This is a genomic window from Chryseobacterium sp., assembly GCF_022869225.1.
Classification (GTDB): Bacteria; Bacteroidota; Bacteroidia; order Flavobacteriales; family Weeksellaceae; genus Chryseobacterium.
On sequence record NZ_JALIHL010000001.1, the window covers coordinates 1,657,585 to 1,677,024 of the forward strand.

Sequence of the window (19,440 nt, forward strand, 5' to 3'; positions counted from 1 at the left end):
ATTGAGTCAACCTTTATTTATACATATTTTAAAATGCTGACAACTGATTTTGCCTTTATTTAAAAAATATTGAACGGCCTAAAGTTCCTCTATTTTATTAAAAAAGTTATTTTTGTAGGAAAGAAACAAAATGCAAGATATAACGAAAAATAATTTTGACTTCATCCGTGTTCTCCTTGCTTTCATTGTCTTCGTAGGACACCTGGGAGCATTAAGTCAATCTGACTCACTTCATTTTTTAACGTACAGCCCGGTAGAAGTCGCCGTTTTTTCGTTTTTCATCGTCAGTGGTTTTCTGATCGCCAGAAGCTACGAAAGGTCTTCCAGCTTAAAAAGCTATACTAAGAAAAGATTCAACAGAATTGTTCCTGCATATTTATTGGTTGTATTTCTTTGTACCGTTTTACTAAGTCTTGTCAGCACCTTACCGCTTCCGGAATATTTCAGCAATACCCAGGTGTACAAATATTGGTTCTGGAATTCACTTTTCATGAATTTTAAAGCTCCCTGGCTACCGGGAGTATTTGGTAATCAAGCCGTAAACGGCGCACTGTGGACTCTTAAAATAGAGATGTGCTTTTATGTTGCTGTCCCCTTCATATTTTTATTGTTCGGAAAAAATAACAAATACAGGAATATCAGTCTGATTATCCTGTACTTTCTTTCACTAATCTTTCTCAATTACTTCGAAATGACGGAGAAACCTGCAATCTCAAGACAATTGCCGGGATCATTATGTTATTTCATTGGCGGGATGCTGCTGTATTTTAATTTTGATAAATTTATTCAGCACAAGCACAGTCTTTTTATAATCGCCATCATCACCGTGTGGATCGATCTTATTTTTAAAATAAAACTGTTCTCGCCTGTCATGATCAGCATCATTGTTCTTTATATCGCTTATTCCTTTAAGTTTCTGAATAATTTCGGAAAATACGGAGATTTCACCTATGGGATCTATATCTTTCATTTTCCTATCATCAGAGTATTTCAGACCCTGGGATTATTTGAGGACTACAACCCTTACGTGATGAGTATTGTCTGCATGCTGGTGGTAATCGTGGTAGGAATTTCTTCCTGGCACTTTTATGAAAAAAGATTTTTATAATTTTGAATATATTTTAGAACACAAATGAAAGACCTAGTCTCCATCATCACTCCCTGTTATAATTCTGCTGAGTTCATCGAAGAAACAATACAGTCTGTCCTTAGCCAAACCTACGAAAACTGGGAATGGCTGATTACCGATGACCTCTCTAAAGACAATACTGTAGAGATCATTAAAAAGTATAACGATCCGAGAATAAAACTACAGGTGCTGAAGAAAAACGGCGGTGCAGGAAATGCCCGAAACAACAGCCTGGAAAGAGCTCAGGGAAGATATATTGCCTTCCTAGATTCTGACGACTACTGGTATCCGGAGTATCTTGAAACCATGATCAATTATATGAAGGAGCATCACGCTGAGCTAGTTTATTGTAATTATTCCAGATGCGATGAACAGCTACAGCCTATATTGAAGGATTTTGTAGCCGATACAGTTGTTACCTTTTCAAACCTTTTAAAAACCTGCAGACTGGCTCCGGTTTCTACGATGTATGACACCCAAAGGGTCGGAAAATTTTTATTTCCTGTAAAAAGTAAGCGTGAGGATCATGTCATGTGGCTGAATCTGCTGAAAGTAGTTCCTCGGGGAATGCCCATCAATAAAACAATGGCAAAATACAGGATGCGTGAAAACAGTGTTTCCAGGAAGAAAAAAATATTATCAAAGATCAGTATCTTGTTTACAAAGATTTCATGGGGTTTTCCACTGTAAAATCACTCTATTATACAGCGAATTGGGCTCTCAATGGATTTTTAAAGTATTCTAAAATTTTTAATTAATGGAGTATTCAAAAGAGTTTAAAGCAGCACTAAGTGCCTTTTCCGGTACAGATAAAGACAAACTGATTTTCAGGCTCCTGAAAAAGGATAAATTATTGTCCAAAAAATTATATTTTGAACTTATTGATCCGGAAACTACGGATGATAAAAGAAATGCAATGGAACAAAATGTTGAAGAGAAAGTTCTTCTTGCTTCAAAATATATTGGAAACGCAAAATATTTCCTGAGCATTATCCGAAAAATAAGTGCGGAAATTACAGAGCATATCAAGATCACAACGGATAAATTCGGAGAAGTGTCTCTTCATCTCCTGCTGGTCAGTTCCATTTTAGATCATAACAGTGACCTCAGCAGACAAAGGTTCGACAATGTTTACAAACTCTATATTTATCTGATCAACAAGGTATTCAAAGCTTTGATTTTAACAAAAAAACTGGACGAGGACTACTGGATGGAGATTGATGAATATCTGCGGGATATCCGGAACAAAATACCTGAAAACCATTATCTGCTAAAACTCTGCATCAATAATGGACTTGATCTCAACTGGCTTGAATGTGAAAGAATCCCGGAAAATATAGAACAATTAATGAAAGAGATCAAAGCTCAGGGGTTTTTAAGATAGAATCTTCTGCAGAATCATCTCTGTAGAATTGGGTTTTTCATCAACGAATTTCCGTGCATTCTGAGACATCGCTTCCAGCTCTTCTTTATTATCTTCGCCGGCAAGGAATAAGACAAATTCTGCAGCGGCATATTCTTCTTCAAAGGATTTTCCTCCTCCTGCGGAGATCAGGTCGTCTGCCTCAGGATTTTTCTTGTAATGATTCCCAAAAACGACAGGAACTCCGAATGTTGCGGCCTCCAGAATATTATGAAGCCCGGCACTATGAAATCCACCGCCTACCACGGCTATATCGGCATATGAATACAGCTTTGACAGCAAACCTATACTGTCTATGATCAGGAGCTGAGCGCTGGCAGTTGAAGGCTGAGCATTTTTTATTTCGCTGTATAACAGGACATCAGGGAACATATTTTTCAGGTGTTCTACTCTGTTCAGATCGTGAGGAGCGATGATGATCTTTACCATATTATTTTTACGGGAGATCAGTTCTGCTATTTTCTCTTCCGTTTGCCACGAGCTTCCCAAAACAATTGCTTTATTATTTCCTATGAAGTCAGCAATATAATCAACATGATTATTTCTTTCTCTGAGCTGTTTTACTCTGTCAAATCTTGTATCTCCCGTTACAGAAGACTTCAGCAAACCTACGCTTTTAGCTAAAGCCAGAGAAAACTGAGTTTGATGGAAAAACCAATCTACATTTTTCTGAAGTTGTTTTACAAACCATTTTCCGTAAGAGGTAAAAAAAGACTGCCTCTCATAAAACAAGGCAGAAATTACATAGATTTTTGTATTTCTGCTTTTGAGCGCTGCAAACAAATTATACCAATAATCATACTTCACCGTAAAAAACAGTTCAGCATCAAACTGAGTGATAAACTCATTGACTGTACTTTTTTTATCAAAGGGCAGGTAGCAAATCGCATCTGCAATAGATTTCTTTTTTACAATATTTTCATATCCTGACGGAGAAAAGAAAGTAACTAAAATTTTATGACCGGGAAAATTCTCCTTTAGCTTTTCCAGTACGGGTAATCCCTGCTCATATTCTCCCAGACTGGCGGCATGCATCCAAATTACTTTATCTGTTGGGGAAAATACAGATTTAACCTTGTTTAAAGATTGTTTTCTTCCTTCGACGCCTTTTTTAGTTTTATCATTAATTAACGAAAAAACTTTCATCCCTAAAATGAGAAGGCTTACCAATATATTATACAGAAATGCCATCCAAATTATTTTTTAATTTCAATTCTATCGTTGTTTGCAGATGGACTTGATATCACTAAAAACTCTACGTCTTCTGCAGATTCATTACAAATAAAATGCTTTGCCCCCGGTACAATTGAAATAGATTCTCCCTGTCTCACCACAAATTTTTCATCATTGATATACAGTACTGCTTCACCTTTCAGGATATAAAATAATTGTTCTGCAATTTGATGAAAATGGAGTTTTTCAGAGGCTCCCGCAGGCATTTTCTCCTGCTTAACAGACAAGCCTTGTGAATTCTTTAGAACCCAGCTATCGCAATGGTCTCCCCAGATATAATGTTCTAAGTTATCTTTAGAGTGTATCATTTAAAAATATGAGTAATGATAAGGATTAGAGGTACAAATCCAATAATAGTTAAAATTGTAAGCATCATTGAAATCCGCGGTTTTACATTTTCATCAAAGGAATACCTGAACATATAATCCTGTGTATTCAAAAAAACAATCATGATGAGCATAAACAAAACCCTCAGAACAATTTTCATAATTAAGAACTGAGCCTCTTTATTTTGTTCCGTCAGTTCAACCGGGAAATTAGAATCTTCCGGATGTTTTGTTATCAACAGAAACAATGCATACATTATGATACATAAAAAGGGCATCAAAAAAGCATAGATCTTATGTCCATATCGATCTGCCTTTCCGTTCAAATCAAAGTGTATAGGCATTCTTTGAGGCAAATCATTATAATTCTTCATGGTAAACCACCACAAAAAAACAACCCATCCAAAATTAAAAACGTCAAAAATTGTAAGTAAAACATTTTCCATATCAGATGGTTTTTAAGAATTACAGAACGCTTTTAATGACTCTTAATTTATGGGTATGTTTATTCATTTCTTTATTAAAAATCCCGGTTGAATCCAGGGTATCAATTCTCACTTTCCCTGATGCATGGATAATTTTTTGATTCTCCAGCATAATCCCTACGTGAATAATTTTTCCCTCTGCATTTTCAAAGAAAGCCAGATCCCCGGGCTGTGTTTCTTCCACAAAAGTAAGAGGTTCTCCCACTTCTGCCTGCTGAGAAGCATCTCTGGGTAATTTAATATCATGAACTTTATAGACTAATTGGGTCAGGCCTGAGCAATCTACGGCAAAAAAACTTTTACCACCCCATAAATAAGGTACATTAAGGAATTCTTTTGCCGTAAGCGCAATACTCTCACGGATATCATGGCTCCTTTTTGAAGCGACCACAGGAAATTCCACCTCCGATCCGATAGACAGTAAAGTCTTACCATCATTCATTAATACGGAGGAAAAATCCTCGGTAACCACTGTAACTTTTCTATGGGCCAATTCTTCGTCTGTTACAGGCCTGATCTGTTTCGTATCCATCCATCCCTCATAGCCGTCATAATGCATTTTGATTTTAGTCCAGTTTTTATTCACCTCTAAAATATCAGCACTTTCCCCAAACAAAATTTCCGTAACAATTTCTGCTTTATCAGAATTTTCTGCCCGGACCGGTGCTACTGTAACAATACAAATTCCTTTATTCATTAAGTCTAAATTTAAAGATTGAATACTTTAAAGATTAAAAGATTACGATGGGTAAAAATCTTTAAATATTTTAATCCTTGAATATTTTAATTATTTCCTGCGAAGGAAATTTACCCCATCCCGCAAAGGTAAAATAAGATTTTCAAAATCTTCATCTTTTGCGGCTAAATCGTTTAATTCTTTAATAGACTGTGTGGATTTCAATTTGGGATTCTCTTCCAACACCTTTCCATACCACAGCACATTGTCAAACATGATCACAGATCCTGACTTTGTTTTAGGCTTAATTAATCTGAAGTACTCAGCATAATTTTCTTTGTCAGCATCCACAAAAATCAAATCAAAAACCTCATCTGTTTCTTTTAAAAATTCTTTAGCATCCTGAAGTCTGAAATCAATCTGATCTGCATATTCGCTGGCTTCAAAATATTTCTTTGGAAGATAGGCAAGGTCTTCATTCACATCAAGGGTTGTAATTTTTCCATCCTTAGCCAGACCTGTCGCCAGGCATAGTGTCGCATACCCTGTAAAGGTGCCTATTTCTAACACATTTTTGGGTTGCAGCATTTGGGAGATCATCGTTAAAAGCCTCCCTTGCTGGTAGCCTGAAATCATATGTGGCTGAGTCGTTTTCTGATAGGTTTCTCTTCTCAGTTTTTTCAGAATTTCGGATTCTGTAGAAGCGTGTGCTTCCAAATACCTGTCCATCTCAGGATTCTTTTCTTCAAAAAAACTCATAAAATTTTTAATTTAAACAAATTTAAGAATTTTAAAATTGCTTTTTGATTACCGGTTTCTGTTCCGCATTCTAAACAACAAAGAGAGAAATCAATCTCTCTTTTCTTGTATACTTCTATGCAGAAAATCATTACAAGGCTATACAATACTGGCCCGGCGTACCGCACACCCATCCTGGACAACAGTCTTTGGTCACACGACAAATTATCTGCGGATTACACGCTCTGGCTGCTGCACCTTGTACTTTTTTCATTTGGCCTCTTGAAAGTTTTTTTAAATTTTTCATAGTAATAATTTTGGTTTTGTTCTCCTACTCTATAAGTTTTTCGGAATCCACTGTTAAGTGATTTAAATATACACATTCTTTTCATAAACCCACAACAGATTTCGGATCGTTATAATGGATGAGCTTTTGATTACTTTTCCGGAAAAAGTATTGAATAGACATCACTTATCTGAGTTTCCGTTTCCTTACTACAGGGAAAACCCCATATAAAATACCGGGAAAACACGGATGTTTTGCTACCACAAAATCTCTAATTTTGTACAGAGAACAAAGGGTAAAAACACGACGAGAATATAATGACCGCAGAAGAAAAACAAACTAACCATGAGAATCAAAAATCAGTTTTGCCAGAAAGCAAAATGAAATCTTCTGCCCACAAAACTAAGACTGAAATATCCAATTCATTTTTGAAACGAATTATTTCTCTATTGAAAAAAGAAGAATTAATTTGATTAAAAATAAATCCCTACTCTCATTGGGATTTATTTTTTTTTATTATTGATTATTTCAAAATTAGGCCCAATCACAAAATCCGGCCTGACAGCAAGACAGCACTATTCAAGATCAATCTCCCAAACGGCTCCTATTATTTCTGAAAAATCCAGCCTTATTTTAACATCAGTACAATATTCAAGAGTAAAAACAGCTCATGCAGCCCTAAAAAATTCCTGTCTGAATTCTGTTTCCCATCAAAACCCGATTAAAAAGCAGTAAAAATACTGATTACCAATTCTTTATATAGACCTATATTTGATCGAGATTTTCAACAACATGAACGTACAAACCTAAAAGGAGGACCCCGAAAAGCCTAAAATAGAGTAGGGATTTAATTCTAAAAAAACAGCCACATGAAAACAAAAACCTTATTATTAATGGGTGCAATAGTGGGACTAGTAATTATTTTTTCCCAGCTAAAACCTCAGGAAATGTCTTTTTATAAAGAAAAGGGCAACTACATCGTCGACAATAACTACATTATCAAAGAGGTGAAAAGAATCTCTGATGGTGATATGAAGAACTTAATAGAACTGCAAAAGAAACACCAATCCAGCTTAGGAACCAACTTTATCATCTACAAAACCAACCGGCAGTACATCATCCGCGGCTGCTTGATAAAAGCCAATATCGATTGGAAAAGATATGGTGACCTCAGATCCAAGGTGGATGTTATTCTAAAAAAATACGGCGCCCAAGAACTTGGCGCAGATTATTATGCGGTCCAAAACAATCAGGTTGCTACCAATGCGGCATTACTAAGCCAAAAGGATATTGCTTCTTTAAGTAAACTGACGGTAAGAGGTGCAGATGAGTACACAATTTGTCCTCCCGGAAAAAGAAACCTTACCAATGTGATCATGAAATCTGTAAAAAACAACATCGGGATTGATCCAAAAATCAATGTAAGGCTTAATAATGTTCTTACCAATTATAAATAACAGCAAAGGGCTGTTTCCCCAAAAACAGCCTTTTCTAAAATAACGACCATGAAAAGAAAGCTTCAGCTATCAGGAATTTTCACTTTGTTATTACTGGTTTTTATCGTCGGTTTGAAAGGGACATTTGACGGTTACTACGGTTTTTACTATGAAAACAAGACCTACGACAAACCTTTGTCCTACCAGATTTCTGAAAACATTGCCCAATCAGAACCAATCAGTATGTTTGCTTCTTATACAGGTTTTGATACAGGATATGGCTTTTACGCTCCAAACGTTGCGAGTGATTTTATCATCAACTTTGAACTAAAAGACCAGCATGGAAATATTTTGGAGGAAAAAATAATGCCTGCATTCAAAAACAAGGAAAGCAGAGTGAGGTATACGACCGTTTTCAATATGTTTCTTGATAAAATTTCGGATCAAAACAGATATCACAAAAAGTATTACCAGTATCTGGATCTTATCATCCAGCAAATGGCGATGAATGTAATGAAAGAAAATCCCAGGGCTTCTAACGTTACTACAAGGCTTTATCTCTATGACTATCCCAGTATTGAAGATTTCAAAAAAGGAAAAATAAAAGAAAATTTTATTCTTATAGATGAATTCAAACACTAAACTGATGAAAAGACTGAATTTAATATATACAAAAGTGGAAGACTTCTTTTTCAAAAAAGATAGCCAGACAGAATTTTTAAGCTTCTTCAGAGTTGCAATAGGGATTATTATTCTGCTGCAGTTTATTGCGGTAATGCCTGATTTTGACAAGCTGTTTTCAAGCAACAGCATTATTCCTCAGGACATCATGAATGTTTTCACTCCGGACTGGCTGATTACTTTTCCGAAAATTGTACACTTTTTTCAATCTTTCGGTATTGCAGAAAATGCAACAATTGTTATCACCAAAATATCATTTATTACACTCTGTATTTTTATAATTACCGGATTTTATTCCAGAATTGCCGCCTTTTTATTACTCATATTACAGATTGCATTATTAAAAGGAAGTTCTTTTTTTGCTTATGGAGCAGACTTTTTCACCAGTATGTCCTTATTTTATCTGATTCTTTTTCCCACGGACCCTCCATTTTCTCTCAAAAATTTTATTTCCACCAAAAAACCAGGAGAAGTTAATGCCACTCCAGTCAAAAGGCTATTTCAGCTGCACATTTCTATTGCTTATTTTTTCTCCGGCTTAGATAAAGCATTAGGATTCAACTGGTGGAACGGCGAATCTATCTGGAAAGCCATTCACCTCCCCTATTCCAACAGGGATCTGAATATTGATTTTACCTGGCTTGCAGACCACTCTTATCTCCTGATCATCATCGGATGGAGCACCATCCTCATAGAAATGGGTTACCCATTTTTTATATGGTATAAAGCAACGCAAAAAACATGGCTCCTGCTTACCATTTCTATGCACATAGGAATCGCCCTCGTTCTCAACTTATATTATTTTTCTGCCATTATGATCATCTGGAATATGACTAATTTTTATTTCGAGCAGCCAGCAAAAAAGAGGATTCAGTCTTCAAAAAAAAAGATACGAACCAATCCGCTTCCCGGACAAATCATTTGATCAAAAAAAAATCCCGAATTTCTTCGGGATTTCTTTATTGATAGCTTGTTTATTTCTTTGGAGCAATATCCATCAGTTTCATGAATTCATCCAGCTTAGGCATGATGATGATTTCAGTTCTTCTGTTTTCCGCTCTTCCCGAAACACTCATGTTGGTCGCTTTAGGATTGTATTCCGAACGTCCTCCCGCTGTAATTCTTGCAGGATCTACCCCAAACTGAGTCTGAAGTACTTTAGCTACAGAAGTTCCCCTTAATGCGGAAAGATCCCAGTTGTCTCTCGGCAGGTTTGCAGAATTCAGTGGTGCATTATCCGTGTTACCTTCGATCAGTACAGAATATTTATCATAATCATTAATCACTTTAGCCACCTTTCCTAGCACTTCCTGAGCTGCAGGAAGGATGTTATAATCTCCTGTTTTATATAACATTTTATCTGAAAGAGAGATCATCACGACTCCCTTCAATACTTTCACCTGTACATCTTCATCTGATACATTATCCAAAGATCTCTTCAGCTTGTTAGACAAGGCAAGATTCAAACTGTCGTTTTTAGCATTGCTTGAAATCAATTGTTTGATATATGAATTTGAAGCATTGATTTCCCCTACCAGTTTATCAATATTCGCAGAGCTTTTTCCTGTGTTTGAAAGACATGCATCCAATGATGATTTCAGAGCATCATGCTGACTTTTCAGTAAGTTATTCTCACCGGCCAATGCTGAATTCTGAGATTTCAAATCCTGAATTTCTCTTTGTCTTTCTCCGATATTTTCAATACACTGCTTATAGTTTGTGCTCAATGCATCATATTGCTTCTTGCTTACACAAGAGGTCATACCCAATGCCATTGCAGAAACTGCTAAAATTTTTAAAATCTTCATAAATAATCATTTTTAGACTAATCAAAGTTAGGGAAATTCAATTGAATTATATCGGTTATCTTTGCATAAAAGAAATTCTCAACATCAATGTTGAATACATTAAGCTTTAAAAATCAATTAGAAAATCTCATTCACCAGCCGGAGAAGCACACGTACCTTTTAGCGGTGAGCGGAGGGGCGGATTCTATGGTTTTATCCGCTCTATTCAAGGGTTTACGCGATAATTGGCAAGGTGAAAAATTTGAGATACAGATCGCTCATATCAATTATAAACTTCGTGGAAAAGATTCTGATCTGGATCAGAAAGCGGTACAGGATTTTTGTGAGAAAAATCATATAAAATTTCATTTATATGAAGTTTCGGAAAAAGATCAAAAACCGGAAAACTCCATTCAGCTTTGGGCGAGAGAACTCCGGTATCATTTTTTTAAAGACCTACAGCAAAAGGAAAACCTGGAATTCCTTGTTACCGCCCATCACCTGAATGACCAGCTGGAAACCTTTATCATTAACCTTTCCAAAGCAGCCGGCATCAACGGACTGAGCGGTATTCCTTCCCATGACAACAATATACTCCGCCCTCTTCTGAACTTTTCAAAAGAAGAGATCTATGAGTTTGCAGAACAAAACCATATTGCGTTCCGGGAAGACCTGTCTAACAAGAAGAGTGATTATTTAAGAAATAAAATAAGAAACGAAGTGGTTCCAAAATTACTGGAGACCAACGACCATTTTTTGGAAAATTTCAAAAAAAGTTCTCTTTATCTCAACCAGACTAAAGATTTTGTTCAAAAGCAGGTTCAGGAAATAGAAAATAAGCTTTGCAAATTTAACCAAGGCTATAAAATCTTATCAAAAGAAAAGCTGGATCAGGAAAGTGATTTCATCAAGTTTGAAATTTTAAAAAAATATGGGTTTAACCGGGAAGAAGAAATCCCTAAAATTTTTAAATCGGAAAACAACAGCTCCTTTTTTTCAAAAGATTATCGATTGATCGTCAATCGTGATGAACTGATCTTTATCAACAGAAACGAAAGAACGGAAATCAAAGATGAAATGGTACTGATTGATCATTTTGATTTTTCAAAAAACCAGATCAGTCTCAATCTAAAAGATTCTATCAAAGACATTGACGGAATCAATAAAAATTTTGAATGGGATTTTGATGCTGCAAAACTTCATTTCCCACTGCGCCTGAGAAAGCAACAGGATGGTGATGAGTTTTATCCGACCGGTTTTTCGGGAAAAAAGAAAGTTTCTAAGTTTTTTAGGGACAAAAAATTATCTATTTTAGCGAGGCAAAAAATTTGGATACTGGCTGACAGCAACAATTCCTTACTCGGGATAATACCTTTCAGGCAGGATAGAAGATATGCAAAGGATGAGAAAACAAAAAGTCTTCTCAAAATTTTTAATGAAACAAAAAATGAAATTTAGAAATTGGTTTTTATTAATTCTCCTATTTTTAGCAAGCGGAATTAATGCACAGATAAAAAATCCTGTAAAATTCAAGTTCACCATCAATGAACTGGGAAACAACCAGTATGAAGCGGTTTTGAATGCCACCATGGAAAGCGGATGGCATATTTATTCAAAGGATCTTCCGGAAGATACCGGGATTCCTACCGAGTATAAAGTTTCAGGAAAGAATATTGAACTGATCGGAAAGTTTACTGAGGCGGGTAAAAAGCATGAAGAGTTTTCTGAAGCCTTTGGCGGAACCATTGTTTTCTATTCCAACACGGCAGGATTCAAGCAGAAATTCAAATTAAAAGACCCTACAAAACCGGCAGACGTCACTTCTGAAATTACATATCAGACTTGTGACGACAGAGTCTGTCTGGCTCCCAACACTTTAGAATTCAATCAAAAAATCACTCCAAAAGGAGCAGCTGAACAGCCTGCTGAGGAAACAGCTGCCGCCGTAAAGGATTCTGTAAAAACAGTGGAAACGGTTACTGAAAATCTAGCAAAAACTGAAATGACAGTGTCCGAGACTTCAAAACTGGATCCTAAGCAGCTGAAAATAGAAACGATTGATTTCAAAAATCCTTTGACAGATTGTGGAACGGCTGCAGCAAAAGTGGACGAAAATTATTGGACCTATTTATTCTTAGGGTTTATCGGGGGACTCATAGCCCTGTTAACGCCATGTGTATTTCCTATGATCCCATTAACGGTTTCATTCTTTACGAAAGGAAGTAAAGACAAAGCCAAAGGGAAAAGAGACGCCGTTATTTATGGATTTTTCATCCTTCTTATTTTTGTTTTATTAAGTATTCCCTTTCATATCATTGACGGGATTGCAGGAAATATCTTTAATGAGATTTCAACGAGTGTATGGCTGAATATTGCCTTCTTTATTATATTCATCTTCTTTGCCGGAAGTTTCTTCGGGTATTATGATATTACATTACCGAGTTCTATTGCCAATAAATCTTCAAAGGCAGAAGAAGCCGGAGGGATCATTGGAATCTTCTTTATGGCTTTAACCCTGGTAATCGTTTCTTTCTCCTGTACGGGGCCTATTTTGGGAAGTTTACTGGGAAGTGCCGTAACGGGATCTTCAAATGTTCCTATGCTGCTGACATTCGCATTGGCTGGATTCGGGCTGGCATGGGCGATTGTTTTTGGGCTACTGGCTTTATTCCCGCAGGCATTACAGAGCCTTCCGAAATCCGGAGGATGGATGAATACAGTTAAGGTGGTATTAGGGTTTGTAGAATTGGCTTTAGCTTTAAAGTTCTTATCGAAAGCGGATTTGGTATCAAAAACTTTCTTCTTAAAGAGAGAACTTTTCATTGCCATCTGGATCATCGTTGCATTGGGATTGGCTTTATATTTATTCGGGCTGATCAAATTCCCGCATGATGATAAAAAACCTAAAATTTCTATCACTAGAAAGATCTTGGGAGTAGTAGGCTTTGGATTTGTGATCTACCTGGTACAGGGATTAATTCCTTCTGAGCGTCCAAAACTTCAATTGTTAAGTGGTATTCTGCCTCCCCTGAATGTAAGTTATTTCCATGATGAAAAAGACGGAATTTTGGGAATGCATCCGGAACATGATTTCTTCAAAGCAGTTGAGATTGCTAAAAAGGAAAACAAGCCCATCTTAATCGACTTTACGGGCTACGGTTGTGAAAACTGTAGAAAAATGGAGGAATTTGTATGGAGTGAAGCCGACATTTTACCTATTCTGCAAAATGATGTTGTATTAGCATCTTTATATGTAGATGACAAGGAAGAGCTTCCTGAGGATCAGAAAACAAAAATTGATCTTGGAGAAGGACAGGTCAAAAAGGTGAAAACAATAGGAGACCGATGGAGTTTATTCCAACAGGTTAATTTTAACAATAACTCCCAGCCGCACTATGTGTTAATCACTCCTGACGGTAAAGTGATCAATACTCCGGTTTCAGGATATATGCCTAAGGAAGATTTCAAAAAATTCTTAGAATGTGGTGTGAATTACTTCAAGAAAAATAAATAGATTTTTATCTCAACATATACCAAGCCTTATCAATTGAATTGACAAGGCTTTTTTAACGCATTGATTTTAACAGTATTTAAGGATGAAAATTTAATTAAAATTAAAATTTGTTGATATTTTATTGTTTTAGGTACAAACTTTGTATCAATTCCTCAAAACAACGATCGGGTTTTTAGATTTTCAACACATACCGTTTAACATTTTAAAATATTAATTATGGCTGAAGTAATCGCACAAGAAAAACAAGGCGGCAAGCAAAAGAAGAAATTGATCAGAGTAGATATGACCCCCATGGTGGACTTAGGTTTTCTGTTGATAACCTTCTTTATGTTCACTACTAATTTTACAAAACCTAATGTCATGGATCTCGGGCTTCCGGCAAAAGACCATACTAATCCTCCTATAGACAACACAGTAATTGGAGATAAAAACCAGGTAACATTTATTCTTGGAAAAGACAACCGGGTATTTTACCATCAAAGTAATCCAGCAGATTTAAGTGCAGGCAATCTAAAAGAAACAGATTTCAGTGGAATTAAAATCTCAAAAATCATTTCTGATGCCTATAAGAATGCTCCGAAACCGGAAAAATTCACGGTTATTGTCAAACCTACTGATGAAGCCAACTACAAAAATTTTGTAGATATGCTGGACAATCTGGCAATTGCAAAAAAAGAACGTTACGGCGTTACTGATATTAAGCCTTGGGAAACGAAGGTTTACAAAGAGTTAGTTCAATAAAAGAGAAAGAGCATTTTAAAAATGCTCTTTTTTGTTTACATTTGGGTCAGCAGCAGCTCTGATAAGACAGCTTAAAAATCGGCTGCGGTATTTTTAACCTTTATAATTTTGATATGATGCTGAACTTTGAAAGAAAAGGAAACGGAAAAGAAACTTTAGTACTCCTTCATGGTTTCATGGAGAATCTTTCTATATGGAGCGATATGGAGCCTCATCTTTCTAAAGATTTTTCACTTTTAAAAATTGATCTTCCCGGCCACGGACAATCTGAAACTCTGGGAGAAGTTCATACCATGGAACTAATGGCAGAGGAAGTAAAAAAAGTATTAGACAACCAGAAACTAGAAAAAGTACATCTATTGGGACATTCCATGGGAGGCTATACTTCATTGGCTTTTGCAGAGAAATATCCTGATTCATTAAAAAGTTTGACTTTATTTTTCTCTACGTATTTCCCGGATGATGAGGAGAAAAAACAACAGCGTATAAAAAGCTACAGAATTATCAAAGATGCATTTGCCCATTATGCCAGGGCCGGAGTTCCCAATCTGTTCAATCCAAACGAAAGGGATATCCTGGAAGGCAAAATCGAAATTGCTCTTGAAACAGCTCTTTCCACTAATAATCTTGGGGCTTTAGCCAGCGTAAAAGGAATGGTAGAAAGAACGGACAAGAAACATATTATGGAAAACCTTGAAGCAAAAATTGTAGTACTGGCCGGGAAACATGACAATGCCGTAAAAACAGATACGATGCTTAAAAATCTTCCGGACAGAACAAATGTAAAGTCCTACCTGCTAGACTGCGGGCACAACGGGCACTGGGAGAAACCAGGAATCTGTGCCGAGATTATCAATACTGAACTTCTCCATAATCTCCCTAAAAAATTAGTTTTATAAATATTGTCTTCATGACCAGGGTTAAACATCTGTTTATAAAAATTCCTGTATATTAGTAGAGAACAATTATCGCAATGGGGTTATTCTCGTTCAGAAAAAGAAACCACCGGTTATCGGACTTACACTTTCAGGCGGAGGAATGCGTGGAATTGCCCATATTGCCGTACTGAAAGCGCTGGAGGAATACAACCTTAAGCCACAGATTATTTCAGGAACAAGCGCAGGATCCATTATCGGGGCTTTCTATTCTTTTGGGAAAACTCCCGATGAAATGATGGAGATTGTACGACATACTTCTTTCTTTTCGCGGTCAGCCCTTAAATTATCCAAGAACGGAATTTTCAGTTCCACTTTCATTTTAAAATTATTCAAAGACTATTTTCCTGAGGATAACTTTAGCATTTTAAATATTCCTATGTACGTGGCCACTACAGAAATGACCCATGGAATTGTAGATTTTTTTTCTGAAGGAGAGCTTTTCGCTCCTCTTTTAGCTTCATCAAGTGTTCCTTTTATTCTTCCCCCGGTAAGAATAGGTGATAAAATACATGTGGATGGCGGTGTTCTGGACAATCTTCCCATTGAACCCATTGTTGATAAGTGCGATTTCCTAATTGCCTCCCATGTCAACTCAATCAGCTATGAAGATCTGAATAAGATGAGTTTACTGAAAGAATTTGACAGAATTCTTCACCTCGCCACTGCAAAATCAGTCTATTCTAAAGTAAAATACTGCCATATTTTTCTGGACCCTCCGAAAATGACGAAATACAGTCTCTTCAGCAAGAAATATATGGATGAAATGCTTCAGCAGGTATACGAATATACCTGTGGGGAACTGGAGGAAAAAGGGTATAAAAAAGGCCCTCCAACTGAGAGCCTTTAGTATTTTTATTCTGTGATTGTTATTCTTTGATTACTTTAAATGACTGTTCAGAATCTGATGTTTTTACTTTTACAATATAAACACCGGATTTCAAATCATCAGTATGAATCGCTGAGATATTCTCCTTAACAGACTTCACTAATCGTCCATCAGCAGCATAAAAGGTTACTTCTGTTATTTTTTTCTCTGCTGTCGAAATATTCAGAATATCTTTCATAGGATTCGGATACACTCCTAATTCCTTTTTAGTTTTGCTTTCACTCACAGCAAGTGTACCTGCAGGGACAACCATGATACTGTAATCCTCAGCCTGTCCGTAACCGGTAGTTCCTGAAGTGGCAGTAAGTGCAGCTCCTGAAGAATAGCATGGACTTAAATAGAAGGTAGCTGCCGTTGCATAATTTTTCTTCACCCTCATTCTTGTTTTTCCTAATGTAGCAGTGGCAGGAACAACAATATTTCCAGTCGCTGTTATGGCATCTATACCCGTAGAATTCGTTACGGTTACCGCAGTACCTGATGTATTGAAATATACCTCTCCCGCATCTAAGAAATCTCCATCCTGGTTCCAGTCAATATACACTATGAATTTAGTAGAGTTATTACCGTCAGTATTCCCTTTAAATGTAATTGGATAGGTTCCTCCCTGCTCTACTGAGGCTACTTTATTAGCAAAATTTTCATGAGAAGGGCTCGTCAGTGCCTCTGAAGAGGTATTGGTCATGTTACTTAACTGAACAGAGGTAATGGGCTCAACACCACTGGTGAATAACAGGTTTCCAAAACAATAAGGAGCAAATGAATCTCCGGTCGTGAAGCTGTTGGTTTGGCAGGCAACCGCTGCACCTGCAGCATTTTTAGCAACTACTTTCCAATAATAGGTTGTATTTCCCAATAGGTTATTAAAGTCAGCAAACAAATAACTGCTTGGGACTAAAGTAGTAGGATTGGGATTGGTATCGAGATACAGGTCATAGCTGTCTACGAGTGCTCCGGAAGCAGGTGCCGTCCATGTTAATGTTACAGCATTTGGATTTACCCCTGTCTGTCCGTTGCTTGGAGAGGCTAATGTAGCACAATTAGGAACTACAGTAGGAGCGGTATTACTGTTTATATTATCAAATAATAATCTAAACATGTCCGGAGAAGTAGCATGTAAACCGACATACACTGTTTGTCCTACATAAGCAGAAAGATCTATAGATACGAAAGTCCAGCTATTGGGAGCAGGAGCTTCAGGCTTCAGGACGGTCGTAAAGGCAGCTGCCGTAGGTGTTGTAGTAGACAACTTAACATCGTAGCTCTCTACATAGTTTGGGTCCTGATTTTTCACAAAATAGGTCAGCCGGTCATTAACCCCAGCTGTTACCGTAATGGCAGGAGTAACTAAATAATCATCATGGGCAGCAGCACTGTAATTAATCTGTGCAGCGTTCGGTAATGAGTATACACTTCTTGGCGCTCCGGGTCCAAAAATAAACCCATTCGCATCTCCACCGTTAATAACAGTCCAGCCGGCAGGTGTTGTTGTTCCTGCATCAAAGTTTTGAGAAAATTGTGCATTGGCTAGAAATGGCAATGCCAATAAAGATACAAGTAATTTTGTTTTCATAATGGTTTGTTTTTTAATGATTTATTTCGAAAATACAATAAATCATTAAGAAAAACAAACTATTATACAACTATTTTCTATTTAACAAATTCTTCATTTTCGATAAAATTCTTAAAATTTTCAATCGTATTAACTAAAGAGTGGTAAGATTTTCCACCAGCAGCATTAATATGCCCGCCTCCATTAAAGTATTTTCTTGAGAATTGGTTTACATCCACATCATCTTTACTTCTGAAAGAAATTTTGATAAAATCCTCATAAAGATCTTCCATAAAGAATGCCGCCATTTTCACTCCGGCAATGCTTAAACCATAATTAACGAATCCTTCCGTGTCTCCTTTCTGGAAACCATATTCTTTCAGCTCTTCTCTCGTCAGGCTTAAAACAGCTACTCTACCATCGCTCACGACTTCTATTCTTCCCAGAATAAGGGCCAGCAAATGAAGCCGGGAAACCGTGTTTGTATCCCATGTATTGGAAGTAATCATAGCAGGATCTGCACCTTTTTCAATAAGGTTGGCAATGATCCTGTGAGTGGCAGCACTTGTAGAACGGAAACGGAAACCGCCGGTATCCGTCATAATTCCTGTATAAAGACATTCTGCAACATCCAGATTGACCAGTTTCTCATCGTTCATGACTTCTATGAAATGATAAATCATCTGTGAAGTGGCAGGAATGACGGTATCCGAGTATACAAAATCAAATTTTTCAGGCTGCTGATGATGATCGATAAGGATCTTTTTTCCCTGTGCTCTGATCAGCCAGTCTCCCAGCAATCCGATTCTTGAAGGGGAATTGAAATCAAGACAGAAAATAACATCAGCTCCGGCAATCATATCAGAAGCCAGCTTTTTTTTGTACTCTGCGATGATTACTTTTTTAGATTCAGGCATCCATTTCAGAAATTTTGGAAAATCGTTCGGTACAATTACTTCTGCATGAATTCCTTTTGCTTTCAGATAATGTTTCAGCCCAAGGCTGGAACCAATAGCATCACCATCGGGATTATAATGGGTAAGGATAACTATATTGTGTTCGGGGGTTAGTAATGTATTGATATCTAGAAGTTCTGCTGGTGTAAACATCGTTGTGTTTATTTTCGTTAAAATTTAAGTTTTCAAAGATAGAGCTTTTATATAAATCATTTAAATATTATTTTTGCACCTGAAATTTAGTTTCTCGTCGCAGTTGATCAATATCCGGCTGAAAAACATTTCAAATAATTTAAAAAAAAGATAATGAAAATTTGTAACTTATAAAAATTTCTATATCTTTGCAACCTGAAAATAAATAGATTAATTACGATTTAAATATATAGTAATGAGTAAAAGAACATTCCAGCCATCAGAAAGAAAGAGAAGAAACAAACACGGTTTCAGAGAAAGAATGTCTACGCCAAATGGAAGAAGAGTTTTGGCTGCGAGAAGAGCTAAAGGCAGAAAGAGATTAACGGTAAGTGCAGCACGCGCTAAGAGATAATTTCTACATTATCATATACAAATCATGCTTGAAAAGATATTTTTCAGGCATTTTTTGTTGTTAAAATTTACTAAAATTTAGGTTGTATACCCATCTTTTTTCTATT

The 19,440-nt window shown here is 36.6% G+C and carries 21 protein-coding genes and 1 pseudogene; 13 read left to right on the forward strand and 9 right to left on the reverse strand.

The genetic code is table 11. The annotated features are described in order from the left end of the window. Window positions 1-130 precede the first annotated feature (130 nt). The 3 genes and pseudogenes from MUW56_RS07750 to MUW56_RS07760 all read left to right on the forward strand — a co-directional run bounded on the left by MUW56_RS07750 (window position 131) and on the right by MUW56_RS07760 (window position 2,513). Window positions 131-1,108, forward strand: a complete 978-nt coding sequence (locus MUW56_RS07750; protein WP_292012654.1) for an acyltransferase — start codon at window positions 131-133, stop codon at window positions 1,106-1,108. Window positions 1,109-1,132: 24 nt separating this feature from the next. Continuing rightward, a pseudogene (locus MUW56_RS07755) lies at window positions 1,133-1,887 on the forward strand (glycosyltransferase family 2 protein). Continuing rightward, a complete protein-coding gene (locus tag MUW56_RS07760) occupies window positions 1,887-2,513 on the forward strand; it encodes a deoxyuridine 5'-triphosphate nucleotidohydrolase (protein ID WP_292012655.1) in 627 nt (208 codons plus the stop codon). Before MUW56_RS07755 ends, MUW56_RS07760 begins: the two are co-directional and overlap by 1 nt. Here MUW56_RS07760 and MUW56_RS07765 read toward each other — a convergent pair. The 6 genes from MUW56_RS07765 to MUW56_RS22810 all read right to left on the reverse strand — a co-directional run bounded on the left by MUW56_RS07765 (window position 2,505) and on the right by MUW56_RS22810 (window position 6,317). Continuing rightward, window positions 2,505-3,743 (reverse strand): glycosyltransferase N-terminal domain-containing protein, encoded by a 1,239-nt coding sequence (locus MUW56_RS07765; protein WP_292012656.1) that lies wholly within the window; start codon window positions 3,741-3,743, stop codon window positions 2,505-2,507. The genes MUW56_RS07760 and MUW56_RS07765 overlap by 9 nt on opposite strands. Window positions 3,744-3,748: 5 nt before the next feature. Further along, window positions 3,749-4,093: a cupin domain-containing protein gene (locus MUW56_RS07770; RefSeq protein WP_292012657.1), complete on the reverse strand. Its 345-nt coding sequence runs from the start codon at window positions 4,091-4,093 to the stop codon at window positions 3,749-3,751. After that, on the reverse strand, window positions 4,090-4,557 hold the full coding sequence (locus tag MUW56_RS07775) for a DUF1648 domain-containing protein (RefSeq protein ID WP_292012658.1): 468 nt from the start codon (window positions 4,555-4,557) through the stop codon (window positions 4,090-4,092). The genes MUW56_RS07770 and MUW56_RS07775 overlap by 4 nt, the downstream gene beginning before the upstream one ends. A gap of 19 nt (window positions 4,558-4,576) precedes the next feature. Next, window positions 4,577-5,293, reverse strand: a complete 717-nt coding sequence (locus tag MUW56_RS07780) for a C40 family peptidase (protein WP_292012659.1) — start codon at window positions 5,291-5,293, stop codon at window positions 4,577-4,579. A 90-nt stretch (window positions 5,294-5,383) separates the two neighbouring features. Continuing rightward, complete coding sequence (locus MUW56_RS07785; RefSeq protein WP_292012660.1) at window positions 5,384-6,031, reverse strand: O-methyltransferase; 648 nt, start codon at window positions 6,029-6,031, stop codon at window positions 5,384-5,386. A 130-nt stretch (window positions 6,032-6,161) separates the two neighbouring features. Then, the gene (locus MUW56_RS22810; RefSeq protein WP_367118505.1) at window positions 6,162-6,317 is read right to left on the reverse strand and encodes a hypothetical protein; all 156 of its coding nucleotides are present in this window, start codon (window positions 6,315-6,317) and stop codon (window positions 6,162-6,164) included. 296 nt (window positions 6,318-6,613) lie between these two features. On the opposite strand from MUW56_RS22810, the gene MUW56_RS07790 reads away from it, so the two are divergent. The 4 genes from MUW56_RS07790 to MUW56_RS07805 all read left to right on the forward strand — a co-directional run bounded on the left by MUW56_RS07790 (window position 6,614) and on the right by MUW56_RS07805 (window position 9,338). Then, complete coding sequence (locus tag MUW56_RS07790) at window positions 6,614-6,769, forward strand: hypothetical protein (protein ID WP_292012661.1); 156 nt, start codon at window positions 6,614-6,616, stop codon at window positions 6,767-6,769. Between the two features lie 396 nt (window positions 6,770-7,165). Beyond that, window positions 7,166-7,753, forward strand: coding sequence for a hypothetical protein (locus tag MUW56_RS07795; RefSeq protein ID WP_292012662.1), 588 nt, complete (start codon window positions 7,166-7,168; stop codon window positions 7,751-7,753). Between the two features lie 48 nt (window positions 7,754-7,801). After that, window positions 7,802-8,374 carry a hypothetical protein gene (locus tag MUW56_RS07800; protein ID WP_292012663.1) on the forward strand — a complete coding sequence of 191 codons (573 nt, stop codon included), beginning with the start codon at window positions 7,802-7,804 and terminating at the stop codon, window positions 8,372-8,374. Between the two features lie 4 nt (window positions 8,375-8,378). Beyond that, complete coding sequence (locus tag MUW56_RS07805) at window positions 8,379-9,338, forward strand: HTTM domain-containing protein (protein ID WP_292012664.1); 960 nt, start codon at window positions 8,379-8,381, stop codon at window positions 9,336-9,338. A 49-nt stretch (window positions 9,339-9,387) separates the two neighbouring features. On the opposite strand, the gene MUW56_RS07810 is transcribed toward MUW56_RS07805, so the two are convergent. Further along, entirely contained in the window at window positions 9,388-10,221 is an 834-nt protein-coding gene (locus tag MUW56_RS07810) for an OmpA family protein (RefSeq protein ID WP_123276848.1), read from the reverse strand. Window positions 10,222-10,308: 87 nt separating this feature from the next. On the opposite strand from MUW56_RS07810, the gene tilS reads away from it, so the two are divergent. The 5 genes from tilS (at window position 10,309) to MUW56_RS07835 (ending at window position 16,240) form a co-directional block, all read left to right on the forward strand. Continuing rightward, entirely contained in the window at window positions 10,309-11,658 is a 1,350-nt protein-coding gene (gene tilS, locus MUW56_RS07815) for a tRNA lysidine(34) synthetase TilS (RefSeq protein WP_292012665.1), read from the forward strand. Continuing rightward, complete coding sequence (locus MUW56_RS07820; RefSeq protein ID WP_292012666.1) at window positions 11,648-13,714, forward strand: thioredoxin family protein; 2,067 nt, start codon at window positions 11,648-11,650, stop codon at window positions 13,712-13,714. Before tilS ends, MUW56_RS07820 begins: the two co-directional genes overlap by 11 nt. A 216-nt stretch (window positions 13,715-13,930) precedes the next feature. Then, on the forward strand, window positions 13,931-14,455 hold the full coding sequence (locus tag MUW56_RS07825; RefSeq protein ID WP_292012667.1) for a biopolymer transporter ExbD: 525 nt from the start codon (window positions 13,931-13,933) through the stop codon (window positions 14,453-14,455). A gap of 116 nt (window positions 14,456-14,571) precedes the next feature. After that, window positions 14,572-15,354, forward strand: coding sequence for an alpha/beta hydrolase (locus MUW56_RS07830; RefSeq protein WP_292015389.1), 783 nt, complete (start codon window positions 14,572-14,574; stop codon window positions 15,352-15,354). A gap of 139 nt (window positions 15,355-15,493) precedes the next feature. Beyond that, window positions 15,494-16,240 carry a patatin-like phospholipase family protein gene (locus tag MUW56_RS07835; protein WP_292012668.1) on the forward strand — a complete coding sequence of 249 codons (747 nt, stop codon included), beginning with the start codon at window positions 15,494-15,496 and terminating at the stop codon, window positions 16,238-16,240. 19 nt (window positions 16,241-16,259) lie between these two features. Here the strand turns inward: MUW56_RS07835 and MUW56_RS07840 are convergent, their stop codons facing one another. Continuing rightward, window positions 16,260-17,852, reverse strand: a complete 1,593-nt coding sequence (locus MUW56_RS07840; protein ID WP_292012669.1) for a choice-of-anchor J domain-containing protein — start codon at window positions 17,850-17,852, stop codon at window positions 16,260-16,262. Window positions 17,853-17,929: 77 nt separating this feature from the next. Next, on the reverse strand, window positions 17,930-18,940 hold the full coding sequence (locus tag MUW56_RS07845; RefSeq protein ID WP_292012670.1) for a bifunctional oligoribonuclease/PAP phosphatase NrnA: 1,011 nt from the start codon (window positions 18,938-18,940) through the stop codon (window positions 17,930-17,932). A 235-nt stretch (window positions 18,941-19,175) separates the two neighbouring features. On the opposite strand from MUW56_RS07845, the gene rpmH reads away from it, so the two are divergent. Beyond that, the gene (gene rpmH, locus MUW56_RS07850; RefSeq protein ID WP_002976260.1) at window positions 19,176-19,334 is read left to right on the forward strand and encodes a 50S ribosomal protein L34; all 159 of its coding nucleotides are present in this window, start codon (window positions 19,176-19,178) and stop codon (window positions 19,332-19,334) included. The last annotated feature ends 106 nt before the right edge of the window (window positions 19,335-19,440 follow it).